General features: G+C 62.8%; 8 protein-coding genes and 1 pseudogene. All 9 read right to left on the minus strand.

Going from position 1 to position 12,421, the window contains the following annotated elements; translation table 11 throughout:
• Positions 1 to 23: 23 nt before the first annotated feature.
• The 9 genes and pseudogenes from P3W75_RS12570 to P3W75_RS12610 all read right to left on the minus strand — a co-directional run bounded on the left by P3W75_RS12570 (position 24) and on the right by P3W75_RS12610 (position 12,130).
• Positions 24 to 1,648 (minus strand): annotated as a pseudogene (locus P3W75_RS12570) (5-guanidino-2-oxopentanoate decarboxylase).
• 183 nt (positions 1,649 to 1,831) lie between these two features.
• Positions 1,832 to 3,925, minus strand: coding sequence for an acetate--CoA ligase family protein (locus P3W75_RS12575; protein WP_276227676.1), 2,094 nt, complete (start codon positions 3,923 to 3,925; stop codon positions 1,832 to 1,834).
• An 11-nt stretch (positions 3,926 to 3,936) separates the two neighbouring features.
• On the minus strand, positions 3,937 to 5,097 hold the full coding sequence (locus tag P3W75_RS12580; RefSeq protein ID WP_276227677.1) for an acyl-CoA dehydrogenase family protein: 1,161 nt from the start codon (positions 5,095 to 5,097) through the stop codon (positions 3,937 to 3,939).
• Between the two features lie 17 nt (positions 5,098 to 5,114).
• Positions 5,115 to 5,903 (minus strand): enoyl-CoA hydratase/isomerase family protein, encoded by a 789-nt coding sequence (locus P3W75_RS12585; protein ID WP_276227678.1) that lies wholly within the window; start codon positions 5,901 to 5,903, stop codon positions 5,115 to 5,117.
• 332 nt (positions 5,904 to 6,235) lie between these two features.
• Positions 6,236 to 7,174 carry a DMT family transporter gene (locus P3W75_RS12590; RefSeq protein WP_276227679.1) on the minus strand — a complete coding sequence of 313 codons (939 nt, stop codon included), beginning with the start codon at positions 7,172 to 7,174 and terminating at the stop codon, positions 6,236 to 6,238.
• On the minus strand, positions 7,152 to 8,153 hold the full coding sequence (locus tag P3W75_RS12595) for a TauD/TfdA family dioxygenase (RefSeq protein ID WP_276227680.1): 1,002 nt from the start codon (positions 8,151 to 8,153) through the stop codon (positions 7,152 to 7,154). The genes P3W75_RS12590 and P3W75_RS12595 overlap by 23 nt, the downstream gene beginning before the upstream one ends.
• Positions 8,150 to 8,890 (minus strand): SDR family NAD(P)-dependent oxidoreductase, encoded by a 741-nt coding sequence (locus P3W75_RS12600; protein WP_276227681.1) that lies wholly within the window; start codon positions 8,888 to 8,890, stop codon positions 8,150 to 8,152. The genes P3W75_RS12595 and P3W75_RS12600 overlap by 4 nt, the downstream gene beginning before the upstream one ends.
• 39 nt (positions 8,891 to 8,929) lie before the next feature.
• Complete coding sequence (locus P3W75_RS12605; RefSeq protein ID WP_276227682.1) at positions 8,930 to 9,931, minus strand: isopenicillin N synthase family dioxygenase; 1,002 nt, start codon at positions 9,929 to 9,931, stop codon at positions 8,930 to 8,932.
• A 795-nt stretch (positions 9,932 to 10,726) separates the two neighbouring features.
• Positions 10,727 to 12,130, minus strand: coding sequence for an amino acid permease (locus tag P3W75_RS12610; protein WP_276227683.1), 1,404 nt, complete (start codon positions 12,128 to 12,130; stop codon positions 10,727 to 10,729).
• Positions 12,131 to 12,421: the final 291 nt, after the last annotated feature.

A 12,421-nucleotide genomic window follows, 5' to 3' on the forward strand; every position in this document is an offset into this window, starting at 1 on the left:
GGCCCCGGCGGGTACGGCGGGGCCTACTGCGCGCAGGCGTGTTTCAGCTCGATCAGGGTCACGCCGGGGTGGGCGAAGCCGGCGCGCAGGTCGCGCTCCAGCTCGTCCAGGCTCTGCGGCTGGCGCATCTCGCAACCGTAGGCGCGGCCGAGCAGGGCGAAGTCCGGGTTGCGCGGCAACACGCCGACCGGCTCGATGTCCAGCGTGATCATGTCGTCGCGGATCTGCCCGAGGGCGTCGTTGTTCCACAGCAGCACCACCAGCGGGCTGTCCAGCTCCTCGGTGGCAGTGGCCAGTTCCTGGGCGGTGTAGAGGAAGCCGCCGTCGCCCACCAGCACCAGGCCGGGGCGCTCCGGCGCGCCGAACTTGGCGCCGATGCCGGCCGGCACGCCGTAGCCGAGGGTGCCGTAGCCGGTGGGGTGCAGCCAGCCGCGCGGCGCCTTGCTCGGGTACAGGTAGTTGCCGGTGTAGGCCAGCTGGGTCATGTCGCTGGCGATGAAGGCGTTGGCCGGCAGCGCGGCGGCGACGCGTTCGAGGATCGCCTTGTGGATAAGCTGCAGCGGCGCGTGGGCGCTGTCGATCGCCTGGCGCAGCTGCGCGACGCGGTCGCTGGCGCCGGCGGCGTCGCGCGCAGCGGCCGGCAGCGCGGCGAGCAGCGCTTCGGCGGTGGCCTTGGAGTCGCCCTGCAGGGCCACGGCGCTGGGGTAGAAGTCGTTGAACTTGCGCGAGTCGACGTCGACGCGGATCAGCTCGCCGTTCAGCGGCAGGCGCTCGCGCCAGTAGTCGGTGTCGGCCATCTCGGTGCCGATGGCCAGCACCACGTCGGCCTCGGCGATCATGTCCCAGCCGGCCTGGGTGCACAGGGTGGCGCCAGCGGCGAGCGGCGCCTCGGGGGCCAGCAGGCCCTTGCCGGCGACGCTGGTGAACAGCGGCGCGGCCAGGCGTTCGCTGAGCGCGGCCAGGGCCTGCGCGGCGTGCAGCGCGCCGCCGCCGGCGATGATCATCGGCCGCTTGGCCGCGGCGAGCTTATCCACAGCCTGGCGCAGCGCGTCGGCGGCGGGCTGGCCACGGCCGGCGCGGCGCACCACGTCGTTGGTCCAGTCGCGGGCGATAGGCGCGGCGAGCACGTCCAGCGGCACCGAGATGTGTACCGGGCGCGGGCGCTCGCTGTCGAACACGGCGTAGGCGCGGGCGATCAGCTCGGGCAGGTCTTCCGGGGTCAAGGCGACCGCCGAGAACGCGGTGATCGGCGCGGTCATGGCGCGCTGGTCCTGGGTCTCGTGCAGGCAGCCCCAGCCCTTGCCGAGGCTGGCGGTGTGGTTGACGCTGGAGATCACCAGCAGCGGGATGGAGTCGGCGTAGGCCTGACCGATGGCGGTGGCGGCGTTGGTCACCCCGGGGCCGGTGATGATGAAGGCCACGCCGGGCTTGCCGCTGACGCGCGCGTAGCCGTCGGCCATGAAGCCGGCGCCCTGCTCGTGGCGGGTCAGCACATGGCGGATGCCGCTGCCGGGCAGGCCACGGTACAGCTCCAGGGTGTGCACGCCGGGGATGCCGAACACGGTGTCGACGCCGTAGTTGGCCAGCAGGCGGACCAGGGCCTGGCCGCCGGTGAGAGTCTTCTGTTGTTGCATGGGCAAATCCTCATCCTGTCCGGCGACTCGCATAGCCGCCGTTCGCGCCGCAGCGCTCTTGCCCCCTCTCCCGCTTGCGGGAGAGGGCTGGGGAGAGGGGCTCTTCGCCGGCCGCATCGCAGCGTCGGCCCGCCACCCTCTCCCCCAGCCCCTCTCCCTGAAGGGAGAGGGGAGCGTTCGTGTTCCCCTTCAAACCCTCAGGCGTCGCCCAAGCGCACCAGCGCATCCACCGCCACGGCGCCTTCGGCGTTCACCAGCAGCGGGTTGACGTCCAGTTCCAGCAGGCTGTCGGCGTGCTCGCAGGCGTAGTCGGCGACCGCGCGGATGGCCTCCACCAGCTTGTCCATGTCCACCGCCGGGCGACCGCGGAAGCCGGTGAGCAGCGGCGCGCTGCGCAGCCCCAGGAGGGCGTCGCGGATCGCCGCGTCGGTGGTCGGCAACAGCAGGCTGCGGCTGTCCTTGAGCAATTCGACGAGGATGCCGCCGGCGCCCAGCACCAGGGCCAGGCCGAAGCCGACCTCGCGCTTGATGCCGACGATCAGCTCGGCCAGCGGCGGGCTGGCCATGCGCTCCAGCAGCACCTTGTCGAACGGCACCTTGGGCGCGTGCCTGGCCAGGCTTTCGCGCATGTCGAACAGCGCCGCTTCCAGCGCCGCCTCGTTGCGCAGGTTCAGCGCCACGCCGCCGGCTTCGGTCTTGTGCGGCAGCTCGGCGCTGACCGCCTTGAGCACCAGCGGGTAGCCCAGGTCGGCGGCGGCCTCGCGGGCCTGGCCGGGGGTGCTGAGCACGGCGGCCGGCAGCGGCAGGCCGAAGGGTTTCAGCGCCTGCTTGGATTGCCACTCGTCGAGCAGCCGACCCTGGCCGTTCAGTTCCTGCGGGCACAGCGGCACCAGCGCCGCTTCGCCACGCGCCAGCAGCGCGTCGCGGCGCTGGCGGTAGTGGGCGATGCGGCCCCAGGCGGCCAGGGCGTCTTCCACGCCCTGCAGCGCCGCCACACCGTGGCTGTGCAGCAGTTCGCGTGCGTGGGCCGGCAGCAGTTCGGGCAGCGCCGAGGCGATGAAACCGACCTTGCCGTGACGCTTCAGCGCCGCGCAGTACAGCTCCAGCAGCAGGTCGCACTGCGGGCGTTCGCCGGTTTCCTCGCCGGGGTAGTCGAGCACCAGCAGGGCCGCGTCGGCGGGGGTCTGCAGGGCGCTGTCGAGCATCCGGTCCAGCGCCGGGCCATCGCCCCAGATGGCGGTGGTGAAGTCCAGCGGGTTGGCGATGTTGGCGTAGTCCGGCAGCACCTGGGCCAGCTCGACGCGCTGCGCCTCGACCAGCTTGGGCAGGCCCAGGCCGTTGCGTTCGGCGTAGTCGGCGATCAGCCCGGCGTCGCCGCCGGAGCAGGCCAGCGCGGCGAGGCTGGGGCCGGCCGGGAGGTTGCCGCAGGCGGCTGCCTTGAGGGTTTCGATGAAGCTCACCGGGCCGCTCACGCGGATCACTCCGAGGCGGTCGAAGAGCGCGTCGTACAGCGCGTCGGAACCGGCCAGCGAGCTGGTGTGGCTGAGCGCCAGTTCCGCGCCGATCTGCGACACGCCGGTCTTCAGCGCGATCACCGGGATGCCTTTCTGCAGCGCCTTGTAGGCGGCGCGGGCGAAGCCGGGGACGTTCTTCAGGCCTTCCAGGTGCAGGCCGATGGCGGTGACGCGCGGCTCGTCGAGCAGCACGTCCATCAGCTCGGCCACGCCCAGCTGGGCCTGGTTGCCCACCGAGGCCATGTAGGCGATCGGCAGCGAGCGGTCGCTCATCGACAGGTTGTAGGCGAAGTTGCCACTCTGGGTCAGCACCGCCACGCCCTTCTCGACGATGTGCCCGCCGTGGGCCACCGGCCACAGAGCCGAGCCGTGCAGGTAGTCGAGCAGGCCGTAGCAGTTGGGCCCGAGCAAGGCCATGTCGCCGGCCACGTCGAGCAGGCGCTGTTGCAGGGCCTGGCCCTCGGCGCCGGTCTCGGCGAAGCCGGAGGCGTAGCAGATGGCGCCGCCGGCGCCCTTGGCGGCCAGCTCGGCGACCGCCTGCAGGGTCAGCTCGCGGTTGGTGGCGACGAACACCGCGTCAGGGCCTTCGGGCAGGTCGGCGACGCTGCGCACGCAGGGCACGCCTTCCAGCTCGTCGTTCTGCGGGTTGACCAGCCACATCTGCCCGGCGAAGCCGCCCTCGGCGCAGCGCTTGAGCGCGCGCGCCATGCTGCGGCCGCCGATGAAGGCCAGGTGGCGCGGGGCCAGGAGGCGTTTGAGATTGTCACGTTGGCTCATGGGATCACCGATCAGCGCAGCAGCGGCCGCAGCAGTTCGCGGGAGATGATGTGACGCTGGATTTCCGAGGTGCCTTCCCACACCCGCTCGATCCGCGCGTTGCGCCAGATGCGTTCGATCGGGCCTTCGTCCATCAGGCCCATGCCGCCGAAGATCTGCACCGCTTCGTCGGCGACCTTGCCGAGGGTTTCGCTGGCGAACAGCTTGGCCATGCCGGCCTCGCCGTCGGTCATGGTGCCCTGGTCCATCTTCCAGGCGGTGTGCAGGGTGATCAGCTCGGCCGCGCGAATCTGCGTGGCCATGTCGGCGAGCTTGAAGGAGATGCCCTGGTAGGTGCCGATCGGCTGGCCGAACTGCTTGCGGTCGGCCGCCCATTGCAGCGACAGGTCCATGGCGCGCTGGGCCTGGCCGACGCAGTTGGCGGCGACCATCACGCGGCCGGCGGTGAGCCAGGCGTTGGCCACTTCCCAGCCCTTGTCGACTTCGCCGAGGACCTGGGAGGCCGGCACGCGGCAATCGTCGAAGAAGATTTCGTAGGTGTGGTAGCCCTTGTTGCTGACGCAGCGCGGGCCACGGCGCACGGTCATGCCCGGGGTGCCCTTGTCGACCAGGAAGGCGGTCACCGCGTTACGCTTCTTGCCGTTGCGCTCGTAGCTGTCGGTGACGGCGAAGACGATGGCGAAATCGGCGTGCCCGGCGTGGCTGATGAAGTGCTTGGCGCCGTTGATCACGAAGTCGTCGCCGTCACGCACGGCGCGGGTCTTGATCGAGTTGGCGTCGGAGCCGGCGCCCGGCTCGGTGAGGGCGAAGCAGTCGATCTTCTCGCCCTGCACCACCGGCAGCAGATAGTCGTCGATCTGCTTGCCCTTGCACGCCATGAGGATCTTCGAGGGCCGCGCGACGAACACATGCAGCGCCCAGGAGACCTTGGACAGCTCGCGCTCGACCAGGGCCTGGGACAGGTAGTCGAGGCCACCGCCGCCGACTTCCTCGGGCATGTTGAAGGCATAGAAGCCGGCGGCCAGCGCCTTGCCGCGAATCTGCGCGGCGAGCTCCGGGGACACCGCGTCGGCGCGGTCCACGGCCTCTTCATGGGGCAGCAGTTCCTTCTCGACGAAGGCCTTGACCGCCTCGACGAGCATTTCCTGTTCCTGGGTCAGTTTGAAATCCATGGGGAATACCTCGCGGCTCAGCGGCCTTGGAATTGGGGGGAGCGTTTTTCGGCCACGGCGCGCAGGGCTTCGGCGGCGTCCTCGCTGCGGCCGCAGAGCAGCCCGGCGGCCTGCTCGGCCTCCAGTTGCTGGGCCAGCGAGCGGTTGGCGCCGTCGCGGATCAGGCGCTTGGTCTGGGCGAAGGCGAAGGTCGGGCCGGCGGCCAGGCGCGCGGCGAATGCGCCGACGCTGGCGAGCAGCTGGTCATCGGCGACCACTTCGCCGACCAGGCCGGCGCCCAGGGCGCGCTCGGCGTTCCACAGCTCGTCGAGGAACAGCAGGCGCTTGGCCGCCTCGCTGCCGATCAGCCGCGGCAGGTGCCAGCTGGCGCCGGCGTCCGGGCAGTAGGCCATGCCGGTGTAGCCGGCCTTGAAGCGCGCCGAGGCGCCGGCGACGCGGAAGTCGCAGCACAGGGTGAGGTCCATGCCGGCGCCCACGGCGGTGCCGTTGACGGCGGCGATGGTCGGCTTGTCCAGGCCGTGCAGGCGGATCATCAGGGCGTGGGCGGTCTCGGTCCAGCCGTAGGTCTCCAGTTCGCCACGGGCCTCGGCCTCGGCCCATTCGGCGAGGTCGGCGCCGGCGCAGAAGCTGCGGCCCTCGCCGCTCAGCACGATGACGCGCACCGCCGGGTCGACCGCGTAGGCGTCGAGCAGGGCGAGGAGGTTCTTCAGGGTCGGGACGTCCAGCGCGTTGCGCTGTTCGGGGCGGTTCAGGGTGATCCAGGCGATACCGTCCTGGACCCGGCTGAGCGGGGATGCTTGAGTCATGCTGGCCTCGTTGTTGTTGTCGCATGGGTGCCGCGTAGGAGCCAATACTAAACAAGTGTTCAACAAGACGGCAATGCACCCGTTCGGGTGGCTTGTAACGCCCCGCCGAACGGCGGGAAGGCCGCGCGGCGCAGGGGCTGTAGGTATTTTCGGGGGAGTAGGGGAGGAGTCTGTTACAACTTCGAACAATCGGCCCGGACGGGCCCTAGCGGATGGGGCCTTCTATGCCTCCCCCTAGGCAGGCGCGAGTGGAACACCCAGCTCTTACTGGTGAACGGGTTTCCCGGCAGCCGCGGTACCGTGGGTAAACCATTCCCTAGCAAAGTTGCGCCTTATTTCTTACAACGAACTCCGAACGTCGCGCAGTAAAACTTCTTGATAACACCCAGAGCACTTTCAAGCGATGACGCCAAGAGCAAAACTGCACCTCCTATTACTTGGCTCACCACCAACGGTTCCCTGTTCAACAAGCCGAACAGACCCGCGAAAACCAAGTCAAGGTTGAAAATGACTGAGGTCCGTGTGCTCCCTACTCGTTGTTGAAACCGAGTCTGTAACACCACGGCCAAAGCAGTCGCCATCACGCCCATGAAGACGACTGCGATCCATACCTCCGTGCGTGCCAGTTGTTCGATAGATCGATTGAGCGGGAAGTAGGCGAGGATTATCGTACTGAATAATATTTGGAAAAAAGCCAGTGCCAGGCGATTGACCCTCCCATACTGCGAGGTCAGCTTTCCCACAATACAGATAGTCATTGCGATCGCAAAAGCCGCGGTCAAACCCCAAAAGTAACCAACACTCAACAGCTCAAGCTGTGCACCCAGAAAAACATAGGCTCCCAGTATACCAATCACGACTGAAAGAATATCCATTCGCGATGGCACACCTTGTCGCAGGGCAAGCATTATAAGTGGAATGAAGACAACGCTCAAAGTTACGCAGAATGCTGCACTGGCTGAAGACAAATAACTCAACGCATAACTTTGGCTGACTATATTGAGTGCACTGAATACTCCGAGCAAAAAACCACCTACCACCGTTTGCCTATTCACCTTAAAGACTACGGGCAGTACAAATGGCAGCAGCGCCAGCAGAGCCACAAATGATCGAGCAAACGCGTACACGCCTGGATCAGCATGCGCAACGGCATTATGCGTTAATGGAAAACCAATACCCCAGATCAGCGGGATGGAGAATATCGCCCAGAAGGCGACCCGATCCTGAGCTTTCTCGGCCGCAGAGCCCTTAACGATAGTCGACATATCCATAAAAGCTCCGATTTTCATAGGCCCAAGAGATGGTTCGCGTGGTTTCCCCTAGCAACATTTCGGCACGACGCAAGTCACGGGATACGAGCAGTCGCTGCAACCAGCGGTCAGTACCATCATAACGAGCATTGAACGCCGTTCGCCCATGAACTGTCTTCAAGTTATCCAGCAGCAAGATTTCCCCTGGAGCAAGATCGACCTCCACCATATGCTCATGCAATATGACCCGCAATCGATCAAGTGCAGCCTGCGCTCGCGTGTTTACTCCTACTATGTACTCATCGTCATAGGCGATCATCGGTGATGCCAGATCTCCAAATAAGACACGAATCAAAGGACCATCGCCGCGACTGGCGTCATGGTTTCCAAAGTTATAATCGACACTGGTTCGAAAATTGAATTCACTGAGCGTTGAAATTTCATCCTTACTCAAGAGTGATAAAACTTCGTCAACACCGAGCACCAACGTCTTTGCCTGACCACTCGGATCACGTCGCAATCCGCTTAGTAGCAAGTAGTCAGGAGGCACCGGGTGATAGATATTTTCATTATGAAGATCAAGAATTATTGCTGAGCTATCGGACGATATATTAGTTTCATTCCTCCTCGACGGGCGCACGTTGTGTATCACCGCGCCATTTCGCTCCTGCGTGTAGCTAAAGGGCTCTCCGAGAAGCTTCCCTAGCATTACCAAATAGAACTCACTAAAAAAGGTACGTTTGTGACGTTCGATCTCACTCGTCAATTCAGTGGTTGGCATCAGATCTGGATCAGGAGTAGCGCCACGCAGCAACAATCGCCCGCCGGGTGCACCTTGGCGCTTGAACTCGAGTAACGGGAAAATCTGTCTGTAATCCAGACTCGCGACGGCCTGTTCGGCAAGTATCGCTGTACGCTCGAACTCATGATATGGGTTGCTACAATTGGCAAATCGCTCGACGACGCTTGCCCAACTTGAAATATCTACGACCTGGCTCATATTGCCGCCCGCGATAACTCACCACCATCTATGACGTAGTGATGGCCCGTAATGAAAGCAGCCTCATCGGAGGCCAGAAACGCATACAAGGCGGCGACTTCCGACGGATCGGCGTGGCGCCCCAAAGGAATGTTGGCATTGACCGCAGCGAACATCTCATCCGTGTATTCAGCCTTCTGCATCGGCGTCATCACAGCCCCGGGACACAACGCATTGACACGTATCGCCGGCGCCAACTCGACAGCCAGTGTCTGCGTCAACGCCAGTACAGCGGCTTTCGAAGCGTTATAATCGGCATAGTGCGGAAACGCCGCCAACCCATTGACCGATGACATGTTAAGAATTACGCCATATGGCATACGCTTCAGCGCTTCGCGAGCGACATAGAATATTCCGTTCAGATTTGTGTCTATCACCTGACGCCATTGCTGCGGCGTAATCGAACAGAAACTCTCGTGCCGCACACTGATTCCGGCATTATTTATTAGCACATCGATATTCTGGAAGTACTCATCCACTTCAGAGAAAGCGCGCTCTACTTCTGCATCGCTGGACACATCGACAAGTATTGCCGCCTCGATCCCTGAGACGTTAGCCAGAGTCTCCCTCAGGGCATGGCGATTCTTGTCGAGAATCACAACCTTTGCGCCTTCGTCCAAGAAGCGCCTTGCCGTCGCCTGGCCAATACCGCTAGCCCCGCCGGTAACCACAACTCGCTTTCCTATCAATCCTCTCATTGACTCGCCTCCGCACACCTAGTTATATTTAAAGGCCTTTCAGACCTGCTCATACTTATTAAAATCCGGGATAGGAAAGTCCACCGCCCACTCGCCACTATCGATACGCCTCTTAATATATGGAAAGTCTCGATAAAGTTGTGCAAGAAGATGCTGACCGACGACCACCGTCTCATCACAACGGCCATAGCAGGGCAGCGCTCGTAGTCGGGTTTCGAAGTCGAGATTCATAAAGAACGGGAAGCTGTATCGCTCCTCCCCGGTCGTTACAACTCTATGTAAAAGCGACTTTACCTGACCATTAGTCAGGAACTGCAGCATATCGCCGACTAGAACGAGCAATGTATTCTTGAAAACCGGCATAGGCTGCCAGCACTGTCGTTGACGGTCATAGCACACTAGTCCCGGGGATGACTGGTGCATAATGGTGAAAAGCTCATAGTCGGTATGCGCTCCCATGCTGGCATCGTCGCTGTTCACCAGTACGTCGTTGGGAAAGTAGCGAATTAACCGTAACTGTGACGCCGGGCGGGTGAGGTATGTTTCAAAATAATCCTCGGCCAAACCTGACTCTCGAGCGATTAAGCGTAATATCTGCCGACCTATTGTGAAATTTGCACAATAGTAGCTACTCAGGACTTCCTCCATGCCTGGCACATGAGGTGGGTAGGAATTAGGCCCAACCAATTCAAACCCCTTGCGCCGACTCGATGGTAGCTCGGGAGCGTCAAAACCAATATCGAAGGCTTCGTACGCGCGAATTTTTTCGTCGCTATAGGCTCCCTTCTCGGTCGATGGGACATAACCACGATGATGGGTAGACTCGCCGATGTAATAAGCCATTTTCTCGCGTAAAGACGACGCGAAAAATCGCCCCGAGACCTCACTCAATGACTTGAATAAAGGTGGGGGAATGAGCGCATCCAGATCGGACAGATAGAAATACCCACAGGACTCAAAAGCATTCAGCAGCTTTCTTGACGCCTGTTCATCATGAACCAATTCGCCATAGCCTAATACAGGAAAAGAATAGAAGTCCATTTGGCACCTGCATTTTAAATATTATTAAAACTGCAACCTGATCTCCATATACCTTGTAGGACAGAAGCCTTTAACACCCAAAGCCCTGGAGACAGATTTTATAAATCATTCGGAAAATAATTTTCCTCGCCTGAAGACCCTCCCGACATCGAATGCATACCCGTCAAAGCCCCAAAAAGTTAAACGCTTTCTTTAAGAGGCCTCTATCAGATACACCGAAGAGACAAGTGAGAATACTCGCCAGATCTATATCGACAAATCCTAGGATAATGACGGAAGTCCCGGAAAATCCTGGCACTTGGCTTCTAAACAGATGGATAGAAGGTAGAGAGGCGACTCGTAGCGCCAGATGGAAGCCCGCGGAGGAAGGTGGGCGCTTCGGCTCGGAGAGCAATTACAGAGATCGGCATCATGCGTCCGACACCCTGGATGCCCTATCGACCTGCTGTACCTGAGAAACAATCGATGACAGTACAGTCGCCCTTCAGGTGGGAAGCGATGGCACCGCGCCCCAAGGGATAGAGCAGTTCTAAAGCAGCAGGAAACTCGTCGAGTCGCTCGGTAGCTATACGTAGGCAGTGCCCCTTGCCCTAGGGGCATTGCGTCCCTGGCTGCCGCGGTCGACCAGAACGCTTACGGCGCAAACTGCCCGTACTGCTCTTCGCTCAAAGTGCATGTGCGGAAAATGAAAATAGCCCTCTAAAGAGGGCTATTGGAGGTGTAACCGCTTTAGGCCCCAGTTCACTCCGGACTACCGGAGCAAGCCTGGCAGGCCCCCTGCCGTTGCGAACTGGGTCAGCTAACGCCTAATACAGCCTCGGCGGCGACCTGCGGGCGTTTGCGCTTGAGCCCGTAATAGGCCAGGTAGCAGGCGGCGATGAAGCCGAAGCCCCAGTACAGCGACGGGCGCTGGGTCGGGTCGATGGCGAGGAACACGAAGAGCGCGCAGCAGATCGCGATGCACGCCAGCGGCACGAACGGGAACAGCGGCGCGGCGTATTTCAGGTCGGCGACGGTGCCGCCGTTGGCGATGTGCTCGCGGCGGAAGCGGTACTGGGCGTAGGCGATGACGATCCAGGTCACGGTGCCGGACATCCCGCTCACCGCCATCAGCACCATGAACAGGGTGTCGGCGGCGACCACGCTGGTCAGCAACGAGAGCAGCGCGAAGGCCAGGCTGATCAGCAGCGCGTACAGCGGCACGCCACGGGCGCTCAGCTTCGACAGCCCCTTGGGCGCCATGCCGGTCTTGGACATGGCCCAGAGGATGCGGGTGGAGGCGTACAGGCCGGAGTTGCCCACCGAGAGGATGGCGGTGAGGATGACGAAGTTCATCAGGTCGGCGGCGTAGGGGATGCCGACCATGTCGAACACCTGCACGAACGGGCTTTCCACCAGCCCGGCCTTCTGCCAGGGGACGATGGCGGCCAGTACGATGATCGCCAGCACGTAGAAGATCAGCACGCGGAACACCACGTTGCGCACGGCGCGCGGGATGCTCTTCTCCGGCTGGTCGGTCTCGCCGGCGGCGACGCCCATGATCTCGCAGCCCTGGAAGGCGTAGACCACCGTCATCATCACCGCGAACACCGCCGACAGGCCGTTGGGGAACAGGCTGTCGCCGACCAGGTTGTGCAGCATGGGAGCCGGCGCGCCGTCGTTCAGGTGGATGCCGCCGAAGATCACCAGCACGCCGACGACGATGAAGGCGAGGATGGCCGCCACCTTGATCCCGGCGAACCAGTACTCGGCCTCGCCGAAGGCGCGGGTGGCCAGGGCGTTGAGCGAGAACAGCACGACCACGAAGAAGCCCGACCACAGCCAGATCGGCACCTCGGGGAACCAGCGGGTCATCAGCATGCCGGCGGCGGTGAATTCCAGGCCCACGGTGGAGGCCCAGCTCATCCAGTACACCCAGCCGATCATGAACCCGGTGGCCGGGCCGATGAAGCGCGTGGCGTGGGCCTGGAAGGAGCCGGAAACCGGCATCTGCACCGACAGCTCGCCCAGGCAGACCATCACCAGGTACATCAGCAGGCCGGCCACCAGGTAGGCCAGCACGGCGCCGGCCGGGCCGCCCTGGTTGATGGTGACGCCGGCGCCCATGAACAGGCCGGTGCCGATCACCCCGCCGAGGGACAGCATGAAGATGTGGCGGCTCTTCAGGGCGCGGGTGAGCTGGATCTTCGAATCAGACATGACGCACCTCCGCTGAACGGCGGGTGCGACTCGGGGCAACTCTACGTTGGATCATTATTGTTATCTCCAATCAGTCAGAGGCCGTGGCTCGGGGCACGGATGCCGCCGATTATTCGAAGGCGATGTAAGGCGGCGTTGTACGGCGGGATCGAAGATGTAAAAAGCTGTAAGGAATTTGTAGCGAGGGAGCGTTCACCCCCCACCCGCCGTTGGGCCTTGCGTGGGGTCGGCGTTCGGAGCGGCGGATAACCCCTTCGGGGTTATTCGCCCTACGGGTGCAACCCGGCAAAT

Origin of the sequence: Pseudomonas citronellolis, from assembly GCF_029335315.1 — a bacterium.
GTDB lineage: Bacteria > Pseudomonadota > Gammaproteobacteria > Pseudomonadales > Pseudomonadaceae > Pseudomonas > Pseudomonas citronellolis_A.